Source organism: Rossellomorea aquimaris (assembly GCF_008180865.1).
In the GTDB taxonomy this organism is placed as follows: domain Bacteria; phylum Bacillota; class Bacilli; order Bacillales; family Bacillaceae_B; genus Rossellomorea; species Rossellomorea yichunensis.
Genome location: NZ_VTEX01000001.1, coordinates 681,485 through 707,876, shown reverse-complemented (window position 1 = coordinate 707,876; position 26,392 = coordinate 681,485). Strand labels below are relative to the sequence as shown.

Annotated in this window: 24 protein-coding genes; 8 read left to right on the top strand and 16 right to left on the bottom strand. The window is 38.7% G+C overall.

Annotated features, from left to right (window positions below; all coding sequences use genetic code 11):
• Positions 1-43: 43 nt before the first annotated feature.
• Positions 44-1,249: a hypothetical protein gene (locus FZC88_RS03530; RefSeq protein WP_148993667.1), complete on the bottom strand. Its 1,206-nt coding sequence runs from the start codon at positions 1,247-1,249 to the stop codon at positions 44-46.
• A 379-nt stretch (positions 1,250-1,628) separates the two neighbouring features.
• Between FZC88_RS03530 and sat the strand changes: the two genes are divergently transcribed.
• The 5 genes from sat to FZC88_RS03505 all read left to right on the top strand — a co-directional run bounded on the left by sat (position 1,629) and on the right by FZC88_RS03505 (position 6,984).
• Positions 1,629-2,777: a sulfate adenylyltransferase gene (gene sat / locus FZC88_RS03525; protein ID WP_262371641.1), complete on the top strand. Its 1,149-nt coding sequence runs from the start codon at positions 1,629-1,631 to the stop codon at positions 2,775-2,777.
• Positions 2,778-2,807: 30 nt separating this feature from the next.
• The gene (locus tag FZC88_RS03520; RefSeq protein WP_148993665.1) at positions 2,808-4,565 is read left to right on the top strand and encodes an SLC13 family permease; all 1,758 of its coding nucleotides are present in this window, start codon (positions 2,808-2,810) and stop codon (positions 4,563-4,565) included.
• A 25-nt stretch (positions 4,566-4,590) separates the two neighbouring features.
• On the top strand, positions 4,591-5,187 hold the full coding sequence (gene cysC, locus FZC88_RS03515) for an adenylyl-sulfate kinase (protein WP_148993664.1): 597 nt from the start codon (positions 4,591-4,593) through the stop codon (positions 5,185-5,187).
• 45 nt (positions 5,188-5,232) lie between these two features.
• Positions 5,233-6,000 (top strand): 3'(2'),5'-bisphosphate nucleotidase CysQ, encoded by a 768-nt coding sequence (gene cysQ / locus FZC88_RS03510; protein WP_148994272.1) that lies wholly within the window; start codon positions 5,233-5,235, stop codon positions 5,998-6,000.
• 102 nt (positions 6,001-6,102) lie between these two features.
• Positions 6,103-6,984: a glycosyltransferase family 2 protein gene (locus FZC88_RS03505; RefSeq protein ID WP_148993663.1), complete on the top strand. Its 882-nt coding sequence runs from the start codon at positions 6,103-6,105 to the stop codon at positions 6,982-6,984.
• Positions 6,985-7,038: 54 nt separating this feature from the next.
• Here the strand turns inward: FZC88_RS03505 and FZC88_RS03500 are convergent, their stop codons facing one another.
• From FZC88_RS03500 to FZC88_RS03475, 6 genes are all read right to left on the bottom strand, one after another.
• Positions 7,039-7,920 (bottom strand): NAD-dependent epimerase/dehydratase family protein, encoded by an 882-nt coding sequence (locus FZC88_RS03500; protein ID WP_148993662.1) that lies wholly within the window; start codon positions 7,918-7,920, stop codon positions 7,039-7,041.
• A complete protein-coding gene (locus FZC88_RS03495; protein ID WP_148993661.1) occupies positions 7,917-8,738 on the bottom strand; it encodes a dTDP-4-dehydrorhamnose reductase family protein in 822 nt (273 codons plus the stop codon). The genes FZC88_RS03500 and FZC88_RS03495 overlap by 4 nt, the downstream gene beginning before the upstream one ends.
• Positions 8,735-9,727: a polysaccharide biosynthesis protein gene (locus tag FZC88_RS03490; RefSeq protein ID WP_148969282.1), complete on the bottom strand. Its 993-nt coding sequence runs from the start codon at positions 9,725-9,727 to the stop codon at positions 8,735-8,737. The genes FZC88_RS03495 and FZC88_RS03490 overlap by 4 nt, the downstream gene beginning before the upstream one ends.
• The gene (gene wecB, locus FZC88_RS03485; RefSeq protein WP_148993660.1) at positions 9,717-10,811 is read right to left on the bottom strand and encodes a non-hydrolyzing UDP-N-acetylglucosamine 2-epimerase; all 1,095 of its coding nucleotides are present in this window, start codon (positions 10,809-10,811) and stop codon (positions 9,717-9,719) included. The genes FZC88_RS03490 and wecB overlap by 11 nt, the downstream gene beginning before the upstream one ends.
• 103 nt (positions 10,812-10,914) lie before the next feature.
• Entirely contained in the window at positions 10,915-12,135 is a 1,221-nt protein-coding gene (locus tag FZC88_RS03480; protein WP_187443491.1) for a glycosyltransferase family 4 protein, read from the bottom strand.
• 234 nt (positions 12,136-12,369) lie between these two features.
• Entirely contained in the window at positions 12,370-13,329 is a 960-nt protein-coding gene (locus FZC88_RS03475; RefSeq protein ID WP_148993658.1) for a hypothetical protein, read from the bottom strand.
• 264 nt (positions 13,330-13,593) lie between these two features.
• Here FZC88_RS03475 and FZC88_RS03470 point away from each other — a divergent pair, with 264 nt between their 5' ends.
• Positions 13,594-14,661, top strand: a complete 1,068-nt coding sequence (locus FZC88_RS03470) for a glycosyltransferase family 4 protein (protein ID WP_148993657.1) — start codon at positions 13,594-13,596, stop codon at positions 14,659-14,661.
• An 87-nt stretch (positions 14,662-14,748) separates the two neighbouring features.
• Positions 14,749-15,660: an NAD-dependent epimerase/dehydratase family protein gene (locus FZC88_RS03465; protein WP_148993656.1), complete on the top strand. Its 912-nt coding sequence runs from the start codon at positions 14,749-14,751 to the stop codon at positions 15,658-15,660.
• Between the two features lie 72 nt (positions 15,661-15,732).
• On the opposite strand, the gene FZC88_RS03460 is transcribed toward FZC88_RS03465, so the two are convergent.
• The 4 genes from FZC88_RS03460 to FZC88_RS03445 all read right to left on the bottom strand — a co-directional run bounded on the left by FZC88_RS03460 (position 15,733) and on the right by FZC88_RS03445 (position 19,553).
• A complete protein-coding gene (locus tag FZC88_RS03460; protein ID WP_148993655.1) occupies positions 15,733-16,431 on the bottom strand; it encodes a glycosyltransferase family 2 protein in 699 nt (232 codons plus the stop codon).
• Between the two features lie 110 nt (positions 16,432-16,541).
• Positions 16,542-17,024 (bottom strand): M67 family metallopeptidase, encoded by a 483-nt coding sequence (locus FZC88_RS03455; protein ID WP_148993654.1) that lies wholly within the window; start codon positions 17,022-17,024, stop codon positions 16,542-16,544.
• Between the two features lie 71 nt (positions 17,025-17,095).
• Positions 17,096-18,286, bottom strand: coding sequence for a hypothetical protein (locus FZC88_RS03450; protein WP_148993653.1), 1,191 nt, complete (start codon positions 18,284-18,286; stop codon positions 17,096-17,098).
• Between the two features lie 94 nt (positions 18,287-18,380).
• Positions 18,381-19,553, bottom strand: coding sequence for a BMQ_0737 family morphogenetic spore coat protein (locus FZC88_RS03445; protein ID WP_148969291.1), 1,173 nt, complete (start codon positions 19,551-19,553; stop codon positions 18,381-18,383).
• Between the two features lie 508 nt (positions 19,554-20,061).
• On the opposite strand from FZC88_RS03445, the gene FZC88_RS03440 reads away from it, so the two are divergent.
• Positions 20,062-21,228 (top strand): hypothetical protein, encoded by a 1,167-nt coding sequence (locus FZC88_RS03440; protein ID WP_148993652.1) that lies wholly within the window; start codon positions 20,062-20,064, stop codon positions 21,226-21,228.
• Positions 21,229-21,246: 18 nt separating this feature from the next.
• Here the strand turns inward: FZC88_RS03440 and FZC88_RS03435 are convergent, their stop codons facing one another.
• From FZC88_RS03435 to FZC88_RS03415, 5 genes are all read right to left on the bottom strand, one after another.
• Positions 21,247-22,113, bottom strand: coding sequence for a 2-oxoacid:ferredoxin oxidoreductase subunit beta (locus FZC88_RS03435; RefSeq protein WP_148993651.1), 867 nt, complete (start codon positions 22,111-22,113; stop codon positions 21,247-21,249).
• 3 nt (positions 22,114-22,116) lie between these two features.
• Positions 22,117-23,859: a 2-oxoacid:acceptor oxidoreductase subunit alpha gene (locus FZC88_RS03430; protein ID WP_148993650.1), complete on the bottom strand. Its 1,743-nt coding sequence runs from the start codon at positions 23,857-23,859 to the stop codon at positions 22,117-22,119.
• A 239-nt stretch (positions 23,860-24,098) separates the two neighbouring features.
• Positions 24,099-25,022, bottom strand: coding sequence for a dipeptidase (locus FZC88_RS03425; protein ID WP_148993649.1), 924 nt, complete (start codon positions 25,020-25,022; stop codon positions 24,099-24,101).
• A gap of 107 nt (positions 25,023-25,129) precedes the next feature.
• The gene (gene spoVS / locus FZC88_RS03420; protein ID WP_034760060.1) at positions 25,130-25,390 is read right to left on the bottom strand and encodes a stage V sporulation protein SpoVS; all 261 of its coding nucleotides are present in this window, start codon (positions 25,388-25,390) and stop codon (positions 25,130-25,132) included.
• Between the two features lie 137 nt (positions 25,391-25,527).
• A complete protein-coding gene (locus tag FZC88_RS03415; protein WP_148993648.1) occupies positions 25,528-26,331 on the bottom strand; it encodes a TIGR00282 family metallophosphoesterase in 804 nt (267 codons plus the stop codon).
• Between the last annotated feature and the right edge of the window lie 61 nt (positions 26,332-26,392).

Genomic DNA, 26,392 nt, shown 5'->3' with positions numbered 1-26,392 from the left:
TAAAGAAAGTTGCCTAGGAAGATCCCTTGGCAACTTTTTATGGTTAAAAGGTAATCATGATTTTGTTGTTTGAACTGAGCTGGAGCTCTTGTTCTTCAAATAACACAAACCCCAAAATAGTAGAAGTTTCCTGTTCTTCGAGATTTTCTAACGTAAATTGTAACCCCTCCACCGCAATTGTTTCCCCCGGTGGAATAACTGATTCCTGTATAGATTCAATCCAATAATCCCCAGTTGCGAATGCCTTTTCGAGCCAATCTTCCCCCATATACCTCCATCCTTGTGCACCGTTTTGGCCTTGAATGGAAAAAATCTCACTCATTTCAGGGGGCAGGATCTGTCCACCAATTTCAATTTTATCTGGAGGATTCATTCGAAAGCAGATTTTTGGATTCAATAAGTCTACGTTTCCTGTATTCTTTATGAAAAAATCTGCTTTGATAGAATATCGTTCCAGTTTTCGATTGGGTAATAAATTATAATCAAAATATATTTCAGCAGATGGCTTTTTCACCTGGGCTTCCCGAGTTTTCCGATTCGCTTTTTGCTTTTTGATTTCTTCATATTCTTTATCATCAATCTCGGTATGCCTATTTGGCTTCTTTACCTCATCCTTATTTATTCCCGAGTCCTCAACAAGCTTACCTGTCGTTTTTAATAAGTGCATCACATTCAAATCGAGTAAGGTGGGTTTTTGATTCCCAAGTAGTATTTTCAGTGCACAAGTCGTTAAAATTGCAGGAGCTTCATTAAGTAAGAATTCTTCATCTTTACACTGTATGGAACATCTAAGATGGGGAATTGAGTGTCGCTCTTGCAATAAATAGTACCCATTGAAATGCACCTCATCCTTATAGACCGAGAGACTTTTTTTCACATTGATGGAATTCAGTTTTTCGTTATATCCAAATGAAACAAACCGTTTATCGCCCTTTGGTTTACTCGTCACTAGTTCAAAAAACAGGTCCCCCTCACTGAGCCATTCAGTATTTTCCATTATTGAAATATCCACTCCATAATGAGTTAATACTTCTTTCACCTTTTCATGTATCTCATGATTTATGTTTTCATTCGGTGTGTTCACTGATAGCCATACTTTTTTTCCGTGTAAAGAACTATTCACTTCCACCATTTGTTCTTCTTTGTTCCAATTGAAATGATAATTATTCTCCGCACAAAAAAACTGGATGGCTGATAAGGAATAGTCTGGAATTGATCCCCAATCATGATTATTGATTTTTAATTTCATGTAAATGCTCACCACCCTATTGAAGTTGTCTATGTATCTTATGAATACTAAGAATGAAATATGATTTAGTTCTTTCGTAAGTAGCAAACACCGAAATCGATTCCCTCGAGTATGGGTTCATACTCCTCCATTTTCAGAGTATGTCACCCAAAAACTATTTGACGACATCCTCATATTTAATGTTTCGCTTTACGTATAGCAGTACTGGTGAAGGCGCTTTCGTTATAAGGGGTGGGCTGATGTTTGTTTTATTCCACAGCCCTCTCCTCTCATTATTTTTAACATAAACTAGTAAGAGTCAGGTGTCGATCTACACTTCATCATATGGATGGTGATGATCAGGTAATAAAAATGATGTTTTATGAAAGGAGAATTTATTATGATTACCCCTCATGGCGGTAAACTCATTGACCAGGTAGTAAAAGGGAAAGTACGTGATGAACTATTAACCCGAATTTCTTCCCTTCCATCCATCACGTTAGATTCATGGGGGCTTTCCGATTTAGTTCTGATTGCCACAGGTGCCTTCAGCCCCTTACAGGGATTCATGAACCAAAAAGACTATCTGAATGTTCTGAAAGATATGCGTTTGGCAAATGGAATGGTTTGGAGTCTACCTATTACTCTCCCTATTTCTAAACAATTAAAGGAGAGTCTTTCAATTGGTGATACCGTTTTTCTTAAAGGAGAAGATGGAGTGGCCTACGGTATGATGGATATACAAGAAATGTATGAATACAGTAAAGAAGCAGAAGCACTTTTCGTATTTAAAACATTGGACAAACTTCACCCCGGTGTTCAGAAAACCTTTACAAAAGAGGATGTGTATGTAGCTGGACCCGTTAAGCTGCTTCAATTCCCTGATTGTTTTACAAGGGATTTCCTAACACCAAAACAATTGAGGGAAAGATATACAGAATTAGGTTGGAATACCATCGTCGCATTCCAAACAAGGAATCCCATACACCGTGCCCATGAATACCTTCAAAAAACAGCCTTGGAAAATGTCGATGGATTATTAATTCACCCATTAGTGGGAGATACAAAGCAAGACGATATCCCTGCGGAGATTCGAATGATAAGCTATAAAATACTACTCGATGAATACTATCCTAAAGATCGGGTCCTATTGTCTACTTTTCCTGCAGCGATGAGATATGCAGGGCCTCGTGAGGCTGTATTCCATAGTTTAGTACGGAAAAATTTCGGCTGTTCGCATTTCATTGTGGGAAGAGATCATGCTGGAGTTGGGAATTATTATGGAACATTTGATGCTCAGGAAATCTTCTCCGAATTTACAAAAGAGGAGATAGGAATAGAGATATTAAAATTTGAACATGCATTTTATTGTATTAAGTGCGCTACGATGGCGACTACAAAAACGTGCCCTCATGATGAAGAACTCCACATTCATTTGAGCGGAACCAAAGTACGTAAAATGTTAAAAGATGGAATCATGCCACCTGAGGAATTTTCGAGACCAGAAGTGATTGAAGTACTAATTAATGAAATGAGCCGTGATTCATAGGATCAAGGTATACCACAAGGAGACGACATCATGTTAGAATTTTATATTGTAATATTTGGAATGATTGTTATGCTCTCATGCCTGGTCTTTGAATTGGAACGGCCCGAAATCGTTCTACCCGCAACTCTTCTCCTATTCGTATTAACAGGTGTCATTACGCCTCAGGAAGCTACAAGGGGCTTTTCTAATGAAGGGATGCTGACCATCGGTTTATTGTTTATAATAGCTGGTAGTATTCAAAACAGCGGAATTGTCGATCGCGTTTTTCAGATGTTGCTGAATCATTCAACTTCAAGAAAACACATACTTGCAAAGATTCTCTTCCCAATCTCTTTCCTATCAGCTTTTCTTAACAATACTCCCATTGTCATTGCCTTCACCCCTCTTGTTAAGAAGTGGTGTGAAGATCATCATCTTTCCCCTTCGAAATTCCTGATCCCACTATCTTATGCGACAATTCTTGGCGGTACTATTACACTCATTGGAACATCGACAAATCTTGTCGTCCATGGTTTACTTCTTGATCATAACCTTAGGGGCTTCACGTTTTTCGAACTTAGTAAGATTGGGGTTCCAATAACCCTCGTTGGTTTATGTTACCTTGTATTTTTCAGTTCATACCTGTTGCCAAACCGTCATAGCAGTCCCATTACTAACCTGGATTCCTTGAGGGAGTTTACGGGTGAAATCCTGGTACTTGAAGAATTCCCATATATCAACAAAACTGTTGAACAGGCCAGATTAAGGAGTCTAAAAGGACTATTTCTTGTCAGTATCATTCGTGATGACGAAATCATTACCCCTGTTACAAATACAACCGTCCTTAAAGAAAATGATCGTTTAATTTTCATAGGGGACATTACGACCATCACGGAGCTTCAGTTCAATAAGGGGCTTGAATTACAAAGTAATAACGGTTCATATTTCCCCTTCAAACAATTGGTGGAGGCTGTGGTTTCACATCATTCAACCTTATTATTTAAAAAAATCAAAGATACGAATTTCAGAAGTAGACACAATGCGGCCGTCCTCGCTGTCCATAGACAAAATCAGCGCATAAAAGCCAAAATTGGAGATGTTGTTTTAAAACCTGGAGATATCTTGTTACTCGTTACTGGACCTGATTTTCATAAAAAAGTGCATACAAATGACTTTTATTACGCAACACCAATTGATAATAAAATCAGCACCCACAAACAATCAAAGCAAGGATGGTTCTCCATCGCATTACTAGGTACAATGATTCTATTGGTGACATTAAGCTTTCTATCCATGTTGACAGGTATGGCATGTACTGCCTTACTATTATTTTTATTAAAAATTGTATCTGCACAAGAGGTTAAAAATTCAATCCAATGGAATGTATTGTTACTGGTTTCCTGTTCGTTTGGTATTGGGTATGCCTTGATAAATTCAGGTGTTGCCGCTTATATTGCTACTATATTAATGGAGGCTACCAGACCTCTTGGAGTTTTTGCCGTTATCCTCGCAATCTACCTTTTAACCAATATATTTACTGAAATGATGACTAACAGTGCTGCTGCAGTCATGATGTTTCCTATTATTCTGGAAGTTTCAAGGTCAATGGATTTAGATCCGATTGCCTTGGCAGTCACTGTGACCATTGCTGCTTCTGCTAGTTTCGCAACTCCAATCGGTTATCAAACAAACCTGATTGTATATGGTCCTGGTGGATATCAGTTTAAGGATTTCCTTAAGGCGGGAATACCACTGAATATTATTACGATGCTGACCACTGCAGTGCTGATATATTTCTTTTGGCTATGAATTTTTGAAACGAAAGGAGATAAAAATGATGGAAAAGAATATTAAATGGCATGAAGGAAAAGTAGTGAAAGCAAATCGTCACAAGTTACATGGACATAAAAGTGCACTGCTTTGGTTTACAGGATTGTCTGGCTCTGGGAAGTCCACCATTGCAGTCGAGGTTGAAAAAGTATTGCACGAACATGGGATCCACACTTACCGACTTGATGGCGATAATATTCGACATGGATTAAATCAAGACTTATCATTTTCAAAAGAAGATCGCAAAGAAAACATAAGAAGAGTCGGAGAAGTATCTAAATTATTTGTCGATGCAGGGGTATTAACATTAGCTGCATTCATTTCCCCCTTTAAAGAGGATAGAGCATTCGTTAGATCTCTCTTTCAACAACAAGAATTCATTGAGATTTATGTTCATGCAAACGTTCAGACCTGTATAAATAGGGATCCTAAAGGTCTTTATGAAAAAGTGGATAAGGGTGAAATCAAAGGGTTTACAGGTATTGATTCACCATACGAAATTCCTGAATCGCCTGAAATAATGGTTGACACAGAAGGCCAGTCCATTGAAAAATCCGTCGAGCAAATCGTCCAGTATTTAAAGAACAATAAATTGATTTAGAAACCTTATTAAGGGATTTTTTCATAAGGAGGTGAATGCGGTTTGATGAAGGACATAATTGAAATTGCGATACAGGCGGGAATGAGAATTTTGGAAGTATATAACGATACGTATAACATTTATCAAAAAGCAGATTTATCACCGTTAACTCTTGCAGACCAGCTGTCCCATGAATATATAAAATCTGAACTATGTAAGTTGTCGGCAGTTATCCCCGTACTAAGTGAAGAAGGCGACACGATCCCCTTTGAAGAGAGAAAGAACTGGTCTACATTTTGGTTGATTGACCCTCTGGACGGAACGAAGGAGTTTATCAAAAAGAATGATGAATTCACCGTAAATATCGCTCTCATCAAAGAAAGCCGTCCTGTAATGGGAGTAATATACGCCCCTGCTCTCGATATTCTGTATTTCGCTGAAAAAAATAAAGGCGCTTTCAAGATAATGTGTGGAGGTACTTCCGGAGATAGAAAATCGACATTGATCAATTCTTCATCCTCTTTTGGAAAAAAGGTGCTCATATCCAAGTCCCATCTGTCCAAAGCGACTCTGGACTATGTTGACCTTTTACAAGGACAGGAAGGGGAAATTGAGTTTGCTTCTATTGGAAGTTCCTTGAAGTTCTGTATGATTGCAGAAGGCAGTGCCCAATATTATCCCCGACTAGCACCTACAATGGAATGGGACACAGCTGCAGGGCAAATAATTGTAGAAGAAGCAAACGGGCAAGTGCTTGAATATGAAACTGGCAAACCTCTTGTCTACAACAAGGAAATCCTCATTAACCCCTCTTTCATCTGTTCCATATCTTAATAATATTCCGGCTGCTAAAAAAAGCAGCCTTTTCTATATTCACGAAAAATCCTTTTTCCCCATACACTACCGTAAACTATATCAGAGCAAAGGGGCGATACTATGGGAAAAGAGCCTCCAAAAGTATCAATCATTTTTCCAGTTCGTAATGAAGGTAAGAATGTGAAAATGACCTTGGATTCATTGTTTACAATTAAAACGAATATTGAGATTGAAGCAATTATAGTGGATGATGGTTCCACAGATAAATGCTGCAACTTTTTGGAAAATTACTTACACCGGCATAAAGTGACGTATGTCCGTGCAAATGCATTAGGTCCGGCAAATGCCAGAAACTTGGGGGCTTCAAGAGCTAAATATCCATATTTAGCATTTTGTGATGCTCATATGACGTTCGAGAATTTCTGGATTGACCGTTTAGTTTATCATATCGTCAAAGGGACAAGCGACGCTGTATGCCCTGCTATAGGATCTCTTGATGATCCATCCATCAAGGGATATGGCCAATCCTTAACTCCTGCACTCAAAATAAAGTGGCATCAAAAACGGAGTTTTTTGTTTGAAACAGCCGTATTACCAGGAGCTTGTATCATAATATCACAGAAGGTGTTTAACGATATAGGCGGGTTCGAAACAGGGTTTTCAACGTGGGGACATGAAGATGTTGAAATATCACTCAAACTATGGCTTTTTGGATATCGCTGTCACTGCGATCCACAGGTAACTGTTCTTCACTTATTTAGAACCATTCATCCTTACAACGTTAATTATGAAGGAATTTACTATAACTTATTAAGAATGGCTTACCTTCATTTCGATAATAAAAGGATAAAAAAAGCGAAAACTCTTGTTATACATGGTTCGCCTGCTGTCATTGAAAAAAAAGTGATCAAAGACGGTGTACTACTTAAAAGGGCTCAATATGTAGGCAGAAGAAAAATCGACATCGAAGATTTGTTCAAGAAGTTCAACATTTTCTTTTAGTGAACACCAATATCTCATTACGACATAAAGTTCCCGTCGCAATGAGATGCCCGCTTAATGGTCTTCGAAGTACTCGAGGATATCATTCAAACTTTCTTGCAGTGATAAGGTGGGTTTCCAAAATAATTGACGAAGCGAGGAATTTTCAAAATGAATTTCAGGTGTGTGGTGAAAATGTTCGGTGAATAATGGAAGATCACTATGTGATAGCTCCTTCAACATTTTTGCAATCTTTAAAAAAGTGAATGTTTCACCTCTGGCTATAGTATAGCTATGATTTTTTTTTCCTTTATGCAGAATTAAATCGTAGGCTACAATGGCGTCCCTTACATCTAAAAAATCTCTATGATCAAGGATGTTATGAAAATGAAAGGTTTTCGATTTATCTTTCCGGTAATGTAAACATTTTTGGGCAAGTAGAGAGCAAATGCCATTTGAATTACCTGGACCTATCAAATTGGAAGGCTTTGCTATTCGTACGTCGAGATCATAGAACGTTGACCAGCTGGATGATACGAGAATTTGCATATATTTTGATAAGCCATATGGATGATTGGGATATCGTGATTGACATGGATTATACTCGATAACAGAGCCAACGATGAGAATAGTGGATTGGGGAACAGCTTTTTTTACTGCTTCAAGAAGATTCATCGTTCCTATTACATTTGTATTCATGGTGGAGATCGGATCTTCCCATGAGCGACCACTATGATTCTGAGCAGCAAGGTGAAGGATAAATCGCGGTTGAATAGATTTAAGTATATCACTCAAAGCCTCTGCATTCAGCAAATCACATTTCACCTGTTGAACCTGTTTCCGGGGCTGTTGATGGTGCCGAACTGCTCCATAGACCTCATACCCTTTATTAAGATAATACTCACATGCATGTCTCCCTGTAAAACCAGATGCACCGGTAATGAAGACTTTACTCATTTTTCTTTCATCCAATCTCGAAGTTCATTCAACATCTCCCTGTAACCCTTCACCGGAAACTTGTAATCCGTTCTTGTATGAACCAGAGTCTTATCATGCTTTGGTTCCTCTACAGGGAAAATATCTACATCATCGTGCTCGAAAATTTCCTTGAATAAAAGCAGGAGCTCAAATTTGGATATCTTCTCATCGACATTCAAATGATATATCCCTGAAATATTCTCCACTATCAATGCTTGAATGGCTTTTGCCAATTCAAGGGTCGTAACACCATTCCAGAAGACATTTTTATATCCTTTTATACTTCCGCTCTGTTGTAGGAACCAATGGAGGAGACCTATACCGTCCTCTTTTAATTCAGGGCCTATGATGGAAGTACGGACGGTCAGATGAGGCGGAGTTTCGATTTCGCCAAGTGATTTTGATTGGGAATAAACGTTCCAACCATCTTTTCGGTCGTTTTCAGTATACTGTCCTTTGTCTCCGGAAAAAACACAGTCTGTGCTTATGTGGACCAGCTTACCTCCGTATTCATTTACCATGTCCATCAATGAGTGAGGTAGTAGACTGTTCACTCGGATGGCTTCCTTCACATGAGTTTCGGCGTAGTCGTTAAGAAGTCCTGTGGCGTTGATGACGATTTCAACCTTATGCTCCAATACAACCTTTCTTACATTTTCAAGATCCCTTACATCTAATAAAATACCTTTATTATCTTCTTTTCTAACCGTATATAAAACGTGATGACCACAACGTCGAAAATATTCTACGATGACATGACCTGCCATTCCGTGTCCCCCCAAAACGAGGATATTCATTCTAGAAAACCCCCATCTTTCAGCATTGTTTTGATCTGATCATAATCAATGATATTGTCACTGGAAGAATACGTATCTAAATCTACTTGGGGGAAGTCCTCGTAATATTCCATTAACCCCTTGATAGGTATGGTTGGCAGTATGACAAAATACTCGTTATCATACACAATCGTATTATGACTTTCAAATTCCGTTAAAAGAAGCTCGTGGAGTTTCTCTCCTGGACGTATTCCCGATTCCTCAATAATCACTTCCTTGTCTGGTGAGTACTGATCAATTAATACTTGAGCAAGATCGATGATTTTACACGTTGGCATCTTCATAACAAAGATTTCTCCTCCATGACTTTCAAATGTTGCTTTGAAAAGAAGTTTAATAGCATCCTTGATTGTAAGAAAAAAACGGGTCATTTTTTTATCTGTAATACCAATTTTGGATTTGGTCTTGATTCCATGTTTGAATACATGTATGACACTTCCATTTGTCCCTAATACATTTCCTCCGCGAACACAGACAAACTTAGTTTTATCCGTTAATACATTTGCATTAATGATCAATTTCTCTCCCATCGCTTTTGTAAATCCATAGAAATTGGAAGGATTCGCGGCTTTATCAGTGGAGATATTGATGACCTTTTCAACATTATTTTCAATCGCTGCATCTATTATATTCTGTGTGCCCATTACATTTGTTTTCAATGCTTCCAAAGGCTGGAATTCACATACAGGAACATGCTTAAGAGCAGCCAGGTGAAAGATATAATCGACCATTCGAGTGGCTTCTGAAACCGCTTCTTTGTCTCTTACATCCCCAATAATGAACGTCAACTTAGGATGATTCTCAAATTTTTGTTTCATTAATACCTGGCTCGTTTCATTTCTGGAAAAGATACGAATCTCCCTTGGATCTTTTTCAAGCAGTTGAGATACCAGTTCATTTCCCCATGATCCAGTACCACCCGTTACAAGAATTGTTTTATTAGTAAACAATGTCTGAACCCCCTAGTAGAATATTAATCACTTTATCGGAAACATTTGTATCAAGGTACTCGGCTGGACAAACCCACTTTGATGGTTTTGAGCACATTACCTTCACCCCATTTAAAATGGCCGTTTCCTTTAACCCCGAAATGAAATTACTGCCGCAATCCACCGTTTCCGGCCGCTCAGTTGTCTTTCTGACCGTTACAGTCGGAATATGAAATATACAGCATTCCTCTTGAACTGTTCCGCTGTCCGTTAACACACAAAATGCGTTTTTCTCAAGTTTTATGAAGTCAAAAAATCCGAATGGTTCGTGAAGCTCGATTAATGGATGTAATTGTAAATGTGGGGATGAATGTAGTTTCGATCGAGTTCTAGGATGAGTACTGAGGATAATCCTCTTTTTATAAGTGTCGGCCAGCTGGTTAAGTGCATTCACGATAGTAGATAAATGTGCCGGGTTATCTACATTCTCTGCACGGTGGATAGTCGCCAGGAAGTAATCTTTTTTCTCCAATGCTAACTCTTGAAGGATCTCGCTACCTTCAATCTGTACATCATATTGGTTTAGAACTTCGAAGATCGGGTTTCCTGTAATGATGATTTTGCTGGATGTCATACCTTCATTGAGTAAATTGGTCTTGCTGTATGGTGTGTATACGAGATTATAGGAAGATACTGCATCTATAATTTTCCGGTTTTTTTCTTCAGGTACATTCAAGTCAAAACAACGATTTCCGGCTTCCATATGAACCACAGGGATCATCATTCTTTCTGCGAGAATTGCGCTTAAACCGCTATTTGTATCCCCCAACACCAGTACCTTGTCCGGTTTTTCTTTCAGTAAGATTTTCTCCAGCTCTTTAAATAATGATGAAAGTTGTTCTCCAAGTGATTGTTGTTTACCTGAAAGCACATAATCCGGCTCTCTTAATCCCAGTTCTTTAAAGAAGATCCCATTTAGGGAGTGGGTAAAGTTCTGCCCTGAATGGACAATAATATGGTCATCCGCCAGCAGATCCAACTTCTTCATGATTACACTCAACCGGATGATTTCAGGGCGTGTTCCCAAAACCGTTACAATCTTCATGATCACCTCTCCTTTTTCTTCCTCTTATATATTTATGTTTATAAGGGGGCCATGTCCTAGACTACTCTCTCTATTTTCAAAAAAGGCGTATGCCCCACCAAAATTACCATAACCTTTTTTTCTTTTGAATGGCTTTAGAGTATAGCTGGACAATATTCCGTCCTAATATATTTACATCCCACAATTCTCTCCCCTTTTGGGAAGCATATTTACTCATTTGGTCGCGTATTGCTGGATTATTCAAGAGGTATTCTATCTTCTCCGACAACTGCCTGTTATTCCCTTTTTCTATAATGAAACCATTCTTGTTATTTTCAACCATCTCCGGGAGTCCCCCTGCATTGCTGACAATTGTAGGAACACCGAGTAACTGTGCTTCTATTACGGCAAAAGGCTGGTTTTCTTGCAGGCTCGGGAGAACAAGCATGTCGGATTGGTATAATATTTCTTTCACTTTTGAAGTATTTCCCCAGAATAATACATTTTTCTCGATCCCCAGTTTTCGGCAGCTTTCTTTTAAGCTTTTTTCAAGTTCCCCTTCACCCAAAATCCAACATTCCCACTTATCCCTATACCTCAAGAATGAGAGAGCTTCTATTAAATTGTGCAGTCCTTTTAAATAGACCAGGCGACTATTGACTAATATGATTTTTTTCGCAGGCTGACGCTGGATAGGGGTGTCAATTTTAAAATGAGAAAGCTCTACACCATATTTATAGGTATGAATTTTGAATGTATCGATTTTGAATTCTTTTTCGATGATTCCTCTCATCCATCGACTTGAAGTATGAATGAAATCACTGGATTCATATCCTACTTGTTCTAGTCGGGCATAATACTGGATTATGAATGAGTTCCATATAGCTTGATCCATTGTACTAGTATTCAAGGATTTATATTGATGGAATATGGCACCAGTTAAAAAACCATGTCCACTGGTAATCAGCGGAACCCCGGTGGGCTTAACCCGGCTTAATGCCACTGCTGAAATGACATCCTGTGCATGAATGATATCGTACTTAGTCATATCGAGATTGGTAACCCCTTGCTCAAATATATACCGATTTAATTCCGCATGGTATACCCAGGGATTTCTCGCCAAATGGGGGACAGATCTCATTAATTTCTTCTCGACATAGGATCGGTACTGGCTTAGATCAAACACTGTCTCAGTACCCAACATAACCACTTTTGAGTTATTATCCCTTGTACATAAAATATCTACATTATGGCCTTGCCCGACAAGGTAAGCCGACAAGTTAGAGACAAAAGACCAGATGCCTCCCCCTGGTAGAGGAAACACTGTCGCAATTAATATATTCATCAACATCAATCCTTTGGAAATTGTTCTAGAATGGATTTTAATCGTGTATCTGGTATGGTGAGCTTCTTGTAATTCAAAGAATTGTGGGTTCTATGCCCGGGACTAGTACCGACTGATCCACGTTTTCCATACACATGCCTAAGGTAATTTTTTCTTGGTAACATGTATTTCACTCCATTTTTTAAAAAATGATGTAATACGGTCTTGCTTGTTGATTAACGAATAAGCATCATTTCAATGAATTGAATAAATTACATTGAAGTTATACTCCTCAAGATTTTTTTCCCAAACCAGCATGTTCGATTTAATATTGAAACAAGATAGTCTTGTTGGCATGACACCAAAATCACCAACATATTTAGTTGAACCGTCTTTTCCTTTTTTACTTGATGGACGAATTCTGGAAAATCCCACCAACACTAACTCTTCTGATATAGGTTTAATCCCCCTGCACCAACCGATTTTCTCTTGGTGTTTGCTGATTTCTACAAGGTTCACTACTCTCTCGATTTTAAGTGTTGTCGCGTTCACGATGACTATCCTTCCGTCAACTTGTGTAAAGTAGATTTTCCCATTATAGACGACACCATCATGTATTAGCTGACGACCAATGTTTATTCTCTTCGTTCTGTCGGTTAAACAAATGGCGTCCTTTTGAAGGCACCTGGTCACCCAAATTTCATCATTCAGTTCAAAGACAAAATTGGGATGTGACAAGTGCGGTTTTGTAGTAGGAACCTTCCGGTAATCGATATTTGGGTCGAATCGGCTCCATGGCCCTTCGCCCATTACATTCCACAGATTTACGATCCTACCTGCAGGATTTATTTCTACCACCATATCCAATCCTGTGTTAACGACCAAAAGGTTTCCGTTTCCCCTTGGTTTCACATGATGAACATCATTGAATAATGGTAAACTATAATAGTCTTTGAGCTTATGAGTAAAGGCATTGTAGACTAGGATTTCTGTTTGGGTACATGCAAACAACCTATCACCTTTTAGTGAAGCTGCCGTAAATGAAATGGAAGCTTCATGTGCAGGACAGACCTCCTGCGGAGAAATATATTCAATGACTCTTTCTGCTTCTTTGGTCTTCCCATCCAACTTTAAAACTACCGCTTTTTTAAACTGTTCCCAATCCTTCATCACCTGTGACTTTTGTTCTGCCCCTACAAGGTATAAATCTTTCAACCCTATCACCTCATTAGATTTAAAAAATATTCTACTTTAACCGGATAGCATGCTCCGATTCTAACAACTACAAATAGTTCAAAGCATTCCGAATAACTTCTCCCGATATTCTATGTACTGCTTGTATCTTTTGACATAAAAATTAAGTAAATTAAGTCATTCTTCAAAATATTAGCCACTTAGCCCTCTACAAACAGGGATAACTTACATATAAGAATAATAGGATTGTTTATTGGTTCGTATTAAATGATTGGAGGATATCAAATGAAAATACTATTCGTTTTTTATGTCCCTAGTGGAGGGGTAGAAACGTTAAACAGGCAACGATCCATCGCCCTAAAACAAGCGGGGATCCGGTGTGATTTTTTATACTACAGTAAACGGAGAAACTTATTGAATCATGAGAAATCAAATGTTTTCATTACGAATGATGATCAGGAGATCAGAAACATTTTGCTAAAGGGAAAGTATGATGCTATGGTGATCACTTCCGATTTTGCAGCTATGGAAAGATTCAGTAACTTAGGATTTAAAGGGAAAATCATTCTAGAGATCCAAGGGCTTGGACCTCAAAGTGTGGCACGGTCACAATTACAAAATGCAATTCCGTATGTACAGAAGTATTGTCATGCACTACTGTATCCCAAAACCCCTCATATAGGGGTGATTTTCAGAGAGTTCTTCAAATCAACTCCTATCTTTGAGTTTAATAATTGCTTTGATCATAATGCCTTCACCTACCAAAAGCTTCCGAAGAAAGATAGGCCCATTGTTGCCTGGATTGGTAGATTAGAGGACAACAAAAATTGGCGTGAATTTTTACACATTGGTCATCAATTAATTAAAACGAATAAAATGGTTGAATTATACATGTTTGAGGACCCAAGCCTGTCGACCCCAAAGGAGAGAAATGATTTTATCCAATTGAAAAACAGATTGAACCTGGATAAATATGTACATGTATTACAAAATGTACCCAATAATCAAATGCCTGGTTACTTCTCGAGAATCGGCGATTCCGGAGGGTTTCTATGCTCAACCTCAAAAGTCGAGGGGGCTCCCTATTCTTTGTTAGAAGCTATGAGCTGCAGGTGTCCCGTTCTTACAACAGACTCAGATGGAGTGAGGAGTTCGATATTGCATAACCAATCAGGTAAGTATTATCAAATCGGAAACATTCAGCATGCCGTTCAACAAGCGGAAGAACTCATGCACAATTCCAAACTCCGAAATTACATCATCGAAAATGCGCTGCTTCACTTAAAATCTCAGTTCAGTCATGCACAGTACTGTAAAAACTTCACACAAATGCTAAAGTCCATAGGTTTATAGATTCCTTTGGATTAAAGGGGCTCATGGTCAATCAATTCTTCGTCCACTGGCATATGCTATTAAAAATAGCAAAAGGTGAGATGTCATTTGAAAGCACTCGTTACAGGTGGGGCAGGCTTTATAGGCTCCTATTTAGTGGATGCACTAATCTCTAAAGGCTTTAGTGTTCATATTATCGATAATTTAAGCAGTGGTAAGAAGGAATATATAAATCCTTTAGCCATTTTTCATGAGTTGGATATTTCTACTGCAGCTGCACACAAAGTCATCCTGAAGGAAAAACCCGATTATATCTTTCACATGGCTGCCCAGGCTGATCTGTCCCGATCCACCGCTTCACCACTTGATGATATGCACACAAATGTTGCAGGAACCATCAATTTATTGGATGCGTGCAGGCAATATCCTGTGAAGAATTTCGTCTTTTCATCTACATCAGCCGTTTATGGGAATGTTTCCAGTGAAATGATTGACGAATCACACAAGACTTCCCCAATATCATTCTATGGTTTATCAAAGCTTACCGCTGAAAACTATATAAAACTTTTTCACGATACCTTCCAGATACCATTCACCATTCTTCGCTATGGGAACGTCTATGGGCCAAGGCAAACATCTAAAGGAGAAGGAGGGGTCATTGCTGTATTTCTTGAGAAACTTAAGAAAAATGAACAGTTAAAAATCCATGGGGACGGGCTGCAAACACGGGACTATGTTTTTGTACAAGATGTGGTGGAAGCTAATATTGCAGCAGCTGATAAAGGTAAGCAGATGATGATGCACATAAGTACAGGGCAAAGATCCTCGATTCTCCAATTAATCGATTTATTGAAGAATCATCATACTGGTAAAATTCACGCCTTCCATACAGTAGATAGACAGGGGGATATTAAGCATAGTGGTTTTGATAACACACTTGCAAAACATATTTTATCCTGGAAACCATACTATTCCATTCAAGATGGAATGAGGGAGACCTATTTGTCCTACTCCTTCTAAATCATCTGAACATAAAAAAAGCATCGATCAATTTACATTCCCAATTGATCGATGCTTTTCTGTTTGATATAGTTAGTACTTTTTGCGGGCCATCTTGAAATAAGTCTGGTATTTCCTTTGGATATACTGTGATTCTTTCACCATCCCCACCCCGTGTTTGGCAGAACCCATACTGGAATGGACCCGATATAACACAAGCACTTCGTCCAGATAATCCATCTTGGTATAAAGACTCAAGCGGCACCACATTTCGTAGTCCTGTGTGTATTTCAGTCTCTCATCAAACCAGCCTGCCTGCTTTACTAAATCTATTTCCGCCATTACCGTGCATCCATTCACAGGACATGCCTTTAAGAGAAGACTCTGAAAAGTATTTCTGTTCATTCTCCTGGAGTGGATCTCGTTCACCACATTATTATTTATATCAATGGTTTTAAATGCTGTATAAGATACTTTGGAGCCAATTGAATTCATATAAGCTAGTTGCCTCGCGATTTTGCTTTCTAAAAACATATCATCTGAGCTCAACCAGGCAAAATATTTCCCTGTTGCTTGTCTTAAACCCGCATTTAAAGCGGATGCCGTTCCACCATTTGACTTCCTTATATACTTTATCCGGTTTTTGAACGGTTGAATTTTTTCAACATATTGAGTTGAACCATCGTCCACAACGATGACTTCAATATCTTTATAGGTCTGACGAAGAGCGCTCTGAATAGCTTGGTCAATATATGCGCAATTGTAAAATGGAATAATAATAGATACCTTCACTTAGTTCCCCTCTTTCAACAAATTAAGTGATAATACCACTTTATGTAAATGAAAGCAAAGTGCTTGTATCATCACCCAGTTCATAGAAAAAGAGTGCATTCAGCACTCTTTCATTCAAACACAATGTCGATATGTTTAACCTTCCCATTATTGATCTTGTAACATCTTATTTCTTCTTTCCTTCCCCCGACAGCGGCTATAAAATAATAAACCTCCGGAAATTGTGAGAAAGTAACATCATCCTTTGAGGGGACAGGACTCCCATACGGATGTGAATGATATATCCCCATAAAAATTTCCTTTTTATGGATCATTTGAGCCATGACATGATCTTGTTCATCGGGATCCATGGCAAAAGAATAGGGTGTAGGTTCTGTATTTCTCATTGGCCAAATCGTCTGACAAAGATTAGTGGAACCCGAAATCAACCCGCAAGCTTCATTCGGAAGCCCCTTTTTCACTTCAATCATGATCCTTTTGTATATACGCCTGGGCATCCTTACGCTTTCTTTATGAGTTGCACCCGCATCCCTTAAATTTAAATTTCGTCCTTTTAACTTCCATCTTGATTCGATCCTCTTTCTTAATTCCAATGGGTACTCTCTTTCTCCGCTTATAAATATCGTTGAGATCTTTGGATTGCATTTTTATCACCCCTTTCAATCTACCTCATATACTTGTTGGGATTAAACATGGTACGTTTCGATTCAGAAGCCATAGGGATATTGCCGTATTCATCGAACTGAGGATTAACATGAGGAACTTGCTTTTTCTGCTGTTGCTTCATATTTTGGTAAATTTCGTTTTTCTTATTGGACCGAGATTGAAGATCTTTCTTTAGCTTATCCAACTCCTTCTCCATTTCAACTTCTCGATTACTTTTTTCCTTATTCTTACCTGTATATTTTTCATTCAATAAACTTACTTCTTTTTCAAGGTCTTTTTCTCGTTGTTTATAATCTTCCAATTGATTCTTTAATGAATGTAGCTCATCCTCATAATATTCTTCGATTCTCTTTAGTTCATCATTCAATACACCAATTTTCTGTAAATAACTCTTGGTTGTTTCCTCACTTTTATTGCTTCTTATCAACGTCTCCTTGACTTCATTAAATTTCATTGAATGTGAAACCAATTGCTCTTCAATCAGATTAAGTTTTTTCAGTATTTCCGGATGATTGTTTTCCTCTTCTTTACCCCATAAAAATTTCCACACTATTGTATACCACCTTTCTTTAATTGGACGCATGTATTGTTTTCGGTGCATTCGTAACCAATCAATTAGAGTAACGAAAGCGTTATTATATACCTCTACTTCAAATAAAATTTTTTTCTCTGACAAAAAGTACTCATTCGCTTCAATTAATAAGGAGATCGCTTCATTTTTAATTTTTTCGAGTGGTGACTTCATGTAAACCTGAGCACTTTCATAAAATACTTTAATTTCCGGGATTGGTGTAGGTGCAAAATGGACATCCTTTGAGTTATCATGGATCCTTTCTTCCTTATATGCTACCTGAAAGTTTTTGTCATTGATCAATTCAGTTTCATCGGAAAGGGATATCCTTATTAATTCCTGTTGCAGTTGAAGGTCTAACTCATAATTCATTTCAATATTTTCAAGCAGAAATTCAATCTGTTCTGTCAGCAATAGGATAGTATGATGATTTTCCGCAATTTCTGATTGATAGACAAGGTGTTTGGATCTTTCTCTGGACAATTCTTCCGACACATTTTTAATTCGTTTTGAATAATTGTTATAGAGAGACTGTATTTCCTCAGATATCATATGAATATCATTCATTAAATCCGGATATTCCGTGCCATGGTTAATCTTATACTCCTCTTCGGTCACCTTTTTCACCTCCAATAATTCCTTTGCAATATCTTATGTATGGTTTGTTTACATGTTAAAAAAAAGGAGAGAGAGTTCTCTCTCCTTCAGTTAGTTAGTCATCCAAGCCTCCAAGTAAGTCTGCAAATGTTTCACACTCACCAAACTCAACCAATGCATCAACCACTCCACTATCAAAGATTACAACATTAGCTGTATTTCTTAAGATTAAGCGGAAGCCTTCAGCAGGTGCATCAAAAATTTGAAGTTCATAGAATAATTGTTCCGGTGCACCGTCGAAGTAACGAATTCCTTCTCCAACTGCAGTAAGGGCATCGTCACCACAGGTTACTCTATCGATAGATGATGGATCGAACGTAAAGGTGAAATCAGGTTGGAATCCTGTTGCAGTCGGTGCTGGAGTAGGGCCTACTTCTGTATCAGTGAAAGAGTAAGACCATGTACTGTCTGCAAGTGAGCACTCTTGACAAATTTCAGCTCTTAAAGTTGATAGACCCGTTACTAAATCAGCTGTTGCACCAGATCCGAATGTTGCTTCAGTATCTTCATTTCTTGCAAGAGCTGTCGCCTGACATTCACAGTTATCAACCGGGAATAACCCTGGACATTGACGCGGGAACTCTAATAGGCTTAAATCACAACGAAGTTTTTCTTCAGGAACTTTGATATTGTTAGGACGCGGGAAACAGAACTTAGCCAAGACTTCTAATTTGACCGGATATTCTACTTGGACGTCTTTACAAAGAACAACTTTTAAAGGAATCATAGGGCCGAATGGATCTGGTCCCATTAATACTCCTCCTGAGCTGGCAATGACTTGAGTCGCTCTGATATTTAAGTTTTCATTGGTGATACCAGTAGGCACACAAAGCATAATCTCATCGGTAAATTGTGTACGCACAGTAAACGAACACTCTGCTACACCATCGATAAGAATGGTTACTTCAACAGGTACTGTCCAAACGATTAACACTCTACCGGGATTACCATTTTCAAGAATGGTACCAGTCACGCTTACATCCGATGGGTCAACAGGAGCTGTTTGTACTTCTACTCTTTGACCTGCCGCAAGAGCCGCGCTGACCGCTGCACGGCACGCTTCATCAGGAATGAAATTCTTGTTCTCATACTTGTTCGCAAAGAACACCCAGTCATATACTTTGTCTACACGAATACATTCTGGTGCTAAATCATTCGGATCCAGTGGAATCGGAGACGGAGATGGTGTAGGAGTCTGGGAACCCCTAATTTGTTTACGCTTCTTCAAAAAAATCCTTCCTTCCTTTAAATGAATATTTATATCACACTATATCCTATGGACGATCAAGAATTTGGTATAGAGTAAATACCTATTTATTTAAAAAAAATTAATAGGCTTATTAATAGTTTTTTAAATACTATTGAAAAATAGGCTGATTCTATAGACATTTGACTGTACTCCTGTTCTTAATCGTCATATCATATACCATAAGGAAAGGGGGAATGTAGGACCTTTAACAATTTGTTACTTTTTAATATGTGAAATAATGAAAATTACCATTAAAATAAAATGTTATGATAAAGTGCTTGATCTACGCTTCTAAGTGGTTACGCTACCTCATTAAATGAATATTACGAACGTGAACGATTTTCCTATCATTGCAATGATATTAATTATATATAAAAGCCATGTAAACGCTGGGAAGTTTACATGGCTTATTCTATGGACAAATAGCGTTCGTCTCGGTTGGTACATATACATAATAGTAAAAGCATACAGAAGGGAGTATTCAGACATGAAATATCTTTCACCAATCCAACTTCAACAGCAAATAATCCATTATAAATCCGAATTGGAGAAATACAAACATAAGTGTTCAACCCTGGAAAAGCACAATCTTGCCCGCGAATACCATTCCATAAAAAAAGAAAATCAACGTCTAGAAAACTTAAATGAAGATTTTCGAATACAGATTGAAAAAATAATTGTAGAAAATGAGCAACTATCCATAAAATATCAATCCTCCTTCAAATCTCAGGAGAAAGAAATAAAAAAGCTTCGTTATACCATTAATCAATTAAAGGATCAACTGCGTAAAATAAACCTCCTCTACTCGACAGAAGTAAAAAAACTGGTCGAACATAACTATTTAACTAAGACTGCCCTTGAAAAAGAAATCATTTCTTCAGAAGTGTCACATTGTTATCTAATAAAAGAAAAAGAATTACTAACGACAAATAAACAAGAAATGGAAAAACAGTTATATTCAAAAGAAATGGAATTACTGGAGATGGAAGAGCTCATCGAGGAACTGAAAATTGGGTGGCGTGAAGAAAAACAAAATTCACACAGACTAAATAGCTTTGAGAAACATAAAAACAATAACCTCTCGGATGAGAACAAGTCCTTAAATAATGAGCTTTACGTAAAAGAAATGGAACTTCTTAAGTTGAAGGAGCTAATTGAGGAATTGAAAATTGAGGGCTTATTACAGAAACAACATTTGCTCAAATTGAATAGCTTTGAGGTATATAAAAATTACAATCTCTTGGATGAGAACGAATCCTTAAAGGCTCAACTTTACTTAAGAGAAGTAGAATTGTATGAAGTCCAACAAACTCTTTCAGAATCTACATCCCATTACGACGACTTACTTATCACCAAAGCGAATCAGCTCGAACAGGCATCCAAAATGCAAATCGAAAAATCAGCCTATATCCAAAAGATAGAAACCTCATTGAAAAAACTGGTAGCCGAAAAAGAGGCCTATACCAATACCCTTCATTCACTAAGAAAAAACATCAAACGTATGAAGGAAGAGGTATTCAGTTTCAAAGAGGAAGAATCAGCTGAAATGAAAAATAAAATAAAGAGCTATGAAGACACTATTCAGCACCTGCAATTCACAAATGCTCACTTAATTGAAGAAATCAATAAATTAAAAAACCGGGCACCCAAATAAGGAGCCCGGTTTATTCTATTACATAAATTCTTTGACTAATTCATCAAATTTATCCTCATCTAACTTTAAATCATGTGTACTTAATGGCTTTTCAGAATACCCGGTTACAAGATCCTGGTATGAAGGCTGTTCTTTGTTTTGATAAATCAATCCAGTTACCAGTCCATCCTTCTCCATGAGCGTATTCATTGCTTGTTCACGATTTGATGGATCATAGCCTTCAAGATCCGAGAGCTTTGTCAGGTTCTCTTTAAACCAGTCATACGTATTAATCTTATTATATGTTACGCAGGGACTAAATACGTTGATCAATGAGAAGCCTTTATGATTTAGACCTGCTTCAATTATTGCCGTCAGCTCTTTCAAATCAGAAGAGAAACTTTGGGCAACGAATGTTGCGCCAGCTGTCAGTGCCATTTCCATCGGGGCCAGTGCTGGCTCAATGCTTCCCTGAGGCGTAGACTTTGTCTTAAAACCAGATGACGAACGGGGAGAGGTCTGTCCTTTTGTCAGCCCATAAATCTGGTTATCCATAACGATATATGTGACATCTACATTACGACGGATCGCATGGATCGTATGGCCGAGGCCAATGGCAAATCCATCCCCATCCCCTCCTGAAGCGATGACGGTTAAATCCTTATTCGCCATTTTTAATCCTTGAGCGATAGGAAGGGAACGGCCGTGAATGCCATGAAAACCGTACGAGTTAATGTAACCTGATATACGTCCGGAACAACCGATTCCGGATACGACAGCCAATTGTTCAGGATCCAGCCCTACATTTGCCGATGCCCGTTGAATCGCGGCTTGTACAGAGAAGTCTCCACACCCAGGACACCAGTTGGGTTTAACATTATTTCTGAAATCTTTAAAGGTAGCCATGGATCAGATCAACTCCTTACATCTTGAATGAATTTCATTTGGTAAGTATGGTGTTCCATCATACTTTGTCATTTTCGTGATTTTATTTCCATACCCAACGTTCATTTTGATTAAATTGGCCAGTTGTCCAGTGGCATTATGTTCAATCACGACTACTTTCTTTGCTGATTGCATCAACGGTTCAAGTTCATCTGCAGGAAACGGATGGATTAATCGTATATGAGCATGATTCACTTTCAGTCCATCAGCTTCAAGTCGTTCCATTGCTTCTTCAATTACTCCACGTGTCGAGTTGAAACCGACTAATAATAAATTGGCTTGTTCATGTGGTGCATAAGTGTGAATTGGATTGTTAAAGCGTATGCTTTCCACCTTGCGCATACGTTTATCCATCTGCGCCTGCCTGTTTACCGGAGATTCAGAAGGCTTCCCTGTTTCATCATGTTCGACTCCTGTTACATGATGAATACCGTTTTTCATTCCTGGAATGACACGCGGTGATACACCATCTTCAGTCACTTCAAAACGTTTAAAGTATTTCTTTGCTTCTAATTCACTTAATTCTGATTCATTGCCGACAAGCTTCCCTCTACGAATTTCCACTTTGCTGTAATCAAGTGGTTCAACCGTTTGTTTCCCTAATGAAAGCTGAAGATCAGAAACAATGATGACTGGACATTGATACTCTTCGGCTAAATTAAATGCCTCTACTGTATCATAGAACGCTTCCTGTACAGTACTTGGAGCGAGGACGATCTTAGGAATCTCACCGTGCGTACCGTAAATCATGGCCATTAAATCGGACTGCTCCTGTTTCGTTGGAAGTCCCGTGGACGGTCCTCCTCGTTGAGTATCCACCACTACTAAAGGCTGCTCTGTCATACCGGATAAACCGATTGCTTCCATCATAAGTGAAAGACCAGGTCCAGCTGATGCAGTGAATGAACGGATCCCCCCGTAGTTCGCCCCGATTGCCATCGTTGCAGCTGCAATCTCATCCTCTGTTTGGATAACCGTTCCTCCAACCATCGGTAGCTTCTTAATGAGGTATTCCATGATTTCAGAAGCTGGAGTGATTGGATATGCTGCCATGAGACGAACCCCACCAGCCAATGCACCGAGAGCAATCGCATCGTTCCCAATCATGAACATGCGCTTATTTCCATCGGCTTCCTTCAGTTGTAATGAACCAACCTTGCTTCCAAGCTCATCTTTCATCGTTTGAAATCCTTGCTTGATGGCTTCCATGTTTTTCTCAACTACAGTCTCACCTTTACGGCCAAAAATTTCTTCCACAACTTCCTTGAAAACGTCTGGATCGAGGTTGAGAACGGCACAGGTCGCACCTACGGCTACCATATTCTTCATTAACGAAGTTCCCAGTTCTGTAGCTAACTGAGTGAAAGGAATGATATATAAAGAAGCATCCGTATCTTCAGGCTTTTCAGGCTTGAACTTCGCATCAGCTATAATTACACCATCACTATGTAATTCTTTGTAATTCACATCTATCGTTTCCTGGTCAAATGCTACTAAAATATCTAAGTCATCAGCAATCGCACGCACTTGTGTGGTGCTTACCCGAATCTTGTTATTTGTATGTCCTCCCTTAATACGAGAGGAGAAATGGCGGTAACCATATAAGAAGTACCCAAGGCGATTGAGGGCCATAGAAAAGATTTCACCCGTACTCTCTATCCCTTCACCTTGCTGGCCGCCAACTTTCCATGAAAGTTGTTCCTTCATTTATTACACCCCTTCAATCAAATTTTGCAACATCTATCAGAGAAGCATATTCTCTTCTTTTCGTTCAAACAACCTATAACTACAAAGGATTGTTGCAACTCTTATATTTTTATTCACTCTATCAGTTTATCACTTTTCTATTTAAATCACTACTGTATTAAAGAGATTGTGAATGTACAGACTTAATTCCCGGTACAAAAAAACCATTAAAGGTATCTCTTTAATGGCAGGTATTGTAGTCAATCTGGTATTCTTCCAACAAAGTTTTCAAACAAGAACTTTTTCACCTGTTTCTCGCTATAGTATCGTTGGAGTGTATTGATCAAGTTCTGATATTGATCAAACGATGATAACCCTTGAACAGTTTCTGATATCCCGTCGAAATCTGATCCAAAGCCAATATGATCCTCTCCACCCAAGCTGCAAACATGTTCGACGTGCCTGATGATATCTGAAATCACCGCTGTTCCTTTTTTGTTTAGGAATGGCGGTACAAACGTGATCCCCATGACGCTGTCCTTTTTGATTAACGCTTCAATTTGTTCGTTTTTCAAATTTCGGGGATTTGGACAAATGGAGTATGCATTCGAGTGAGAAGCAATGGGGTAATCTGCAAACTCGATTGTATCCCAAAATGCTTTCTCACATAAATGGGAAACATCTGTCCACAACCTGTTCTCGTTTAAGAATGAAACGACCTCATGGCCAAAATTGGTCAATCCTCCACCCCTTGGCTCCAGCGCTCCATCTGCAGCAGCATTGGCCCAATTCCACGTTAATCCAGCAGAACGCACCCCAAGCCGGTAAAGAATTTCAAGCTTGGTGAGATCCTCTTCTATTGCTTCAATGCCCTCAAGTGTAAGCATTGCCCCGATTTCATCATGTGCTAACTTTCTTATATCTCTTTTGGAGGTGACAAATTTCAGTTTAGGATTGGGTTTCAGGATTTGATTATGAAATATGTTCACCATTTCCAGGGCAGCTTGAAATCGTTGACCTGGCTTCAAATTGGATGGGATATAAATAGCGAATAATTGTATCTTACTTCTGCTCTCGATCAGTTGTGGATAGGTAATATGTAAAGAGTGCTTCGTTTGAAATGCCTTCTTCCCCGGCTCTAAGTATAACTTCATCAATACATCACAGTGTGCATCAAATAACATGTTTCTTCATCCCTTCAAGTGCCTGACTTTCTTATAAATAATACTATGGAATAATAGAAAGGCTGTCCACTAAAGAATCCCCTCTTTAATGAACAGCCTATGGTTTATTATCTTGGTTCCACGATTAACTTTATCGCCGTACGCTCTTCCCCATCAATCAGAATATCTGTAAATGCCGGGATACATATCAAATCTAAACCACTAGGAGCCACAAAGCCTCTTGCAATCGCAACTGCTTTAACGGCTTGATTTAAAGCCCCTGCACCAATCGCTTGAATCTCAGCTCCTCCTCTTTCACGAAGAACACCGGCGAGTGCACCAGCTACAGAATTAGGATTAGATTTTGCTGAAACTTTTAATATTTCCATTCCTTTTCCTCCTTGTCATTTCCCCCATACCGTATGTCCGTGGTAAAGAACAAACTTGGTATAAATGATTCCACTGATACTATATTCAGGAAATGGACAAATCATTCCGGTCTCACCGAAAAAAGGATAGAAAACATTTAATATTCTACCATGAATGGATGGTCTTCGTTAATTAATATACGCTCGATTTTTTTCGCTTTACCCGTTTTTTGATCAACATCTATTAAACAGGCACTCAAAATTTTGCGTCCTGTCTTTGGAACTTCAAAGCGAACAGGCAAACTTGTCTGAAATCTCTTCAGAACAGAATCCTTACTCATTCCCAACACCTCATCGTATGGGCCAGTCATCCCGACATCACACATAAATGCCGTCCCATTGGGCAAGATGCGGTTATCCGCTGTTTGCACATGTGTATGAGTTCCTATTACAGCAGATACCCGGCCATCCAAAAACCAGCCAACAGCCTGCTTTTCACTTGTTGCTTCTGCATGAAAGTCAACGAAGATAATGGAGGTTCTCTTCTTTGCTTCGTCTACAAGTTCATCCAGTGCCTTAAACGGGTCATCAAGGGGCGGCATAAAAGTTCTACCTTGGGCATTGATAACGGCAACCTCTTTTCCATACACTTCAGCATAGACCAGACCGCTTCCAGGGGTTCCTTCCGGAAAATTCGCCGGTCTCACCATTTGTTTCGATGAGTCGATAAAATTGAAAATATCTTTATTATCCCAAGTATGATTACCGAGAGTTACCATATTGGCACCATCTTGCAAAAATTGTTTGTAAATCTTCTCTGTGATCCCTCTGCCTGAAGCTGCATTTTCCCCGTTAACGATGGTAAGATCCGGTGAGTGCTTCTTTTTTAACTTTGGCAAGTATTCCGTGATCATTTCCCTGCCCATTGAACCGACTACGTCTCCAACAAATAAAATTTTCATGAAAATTCCCTTCTCTATATGTATTCAGTCTTGTAGTTATTGTATCACAAATAACTTGCCG

What these genes read in the sequence shown, in the direction of transcription:
- FZC88_RS03530 (WP_148993667.1), bottom strand. Translation starts at nt 1,249, where the DNA reads ATGAAATTAAAAATCAATAATCATGATTGGGGATCAATTCCAGACTAT.
- sat (WP_262371641.1), top strand. Translation starts at nt 1,629, where the DNA reads ATGATTACCCCTCATGGCGGTAAACTCATTGACCAGGTAGTAAAAGGG.
- FZC88_RS03520 (WP_148993665.1), top strand. Translation starts at nt 2,808, where the DNA reads ATGTTAGAATTTTATATTGTAATATTTGGAATGATTGTTATGCTCTCA.
- cysC (WP_148993664.1), top strand. Translation starts at nt 4,591, where the DNA reads ATGATGGAAAAGAATATTAAATGGCATGAAGGAAAAGTAGTGAAAGCA.
- cysQ (WP_148994272.1), top strand. Translation starts at nt 5,233, where the DNA reads ATGAAGGACATAATTGAAATTGCGATACAGGCGGGAATGAGAATTTTG.
- FZC88_RS03505 (WP_148993663.1), top strand. Translation starts at nt 6,103, where the DNA reads ATGGGAAAAGAGCCTCCAAAAGTATCAATCATTTTTCCAGTTCGTAAT.
- FZC88_RS03500 (WP_148993662.1), bottom strand. Translation starts at nt 7,920, where the DNA reads ATGAGTAAAGTCTTCATTACCGGTGCATCTGGTTTTACAGGGAGACAT.
- FZC88_RS03495 (WP_148993661.1), bottom strand. Translation starts at nt 8,738, where the DNA reads ATGAATATCCTCGTTTTGGGGGGACACGGAATGGCAGGTCATGTCATC.
- wecB (WP_148993660.1), bottom strand. Translation starts at nt 10,811, where the DNA reads ATGAAGATTGTAACGGTTTTGGGAACACGCCCTGAAATCATCCGGTTG.
- FZC88_RS03480 (WP_187443491.1), bottom strand. Translation starts at nt 12,135, where the DNA reads ATGAATATATTAATTGCGACAGTGTTTCCTCTACCAGGGGGAGGCATC.
- FZC88_RS03470 (WP_148993657.1), top strand. Translation starts at nt 13,594, where the DNA reads ATGAAAATACTATTCGTTTTTTATGTCCCTAGTGGAGGGGTAGAAACG.
- FZC88_RS03440 (WP_148993652.1), top strand. Translation starts at nt 20,062, where the DNA reads ATGAAATATCTTTCACCAATCCAACTTCAACAGCAAATAATCCATTAT.
- FZC88_RS03435 (WP_148993651.1), bottom strand. Translation starts at nt 22,113, where the DNA reads ATGGCTACCTTTAAAGATTTCAGAAATAATGTTAAACCCAACTGGTGT.
- FZC88_RS03430 (WP_148993650.1), bottom strand. Translation starts at nt 23,859, where the DNA reads ATGAAGGAACAACTTTCATGGAAAGTTGGCGGCCAGCAAGGTGAAGGG.
- FZC88_RS03425 (WP_148993649.1), bottom strand. Translation starts at nt 25,022, where the DNA reads ATGTTATTTGATGCACACTGTGATGTATTGATGAAGTTATACTTAGAG.
- spoVS (WP_034760060.1), bottom strand. Translation starts at nt 25,390, where the DNA reads ATGGAAATATTAAAAGTTTCAGCAAAATCTAATCCTAATTCTGTAGCT.
- FZC88_RS03415 (WP_148993648.1), bottom strand. Translation starts at nt 26,331, where the DNA reads ATGAAAATTTTATTTGTTGGAGACGTAGTCGGTTCAATGGGCAGGGAA.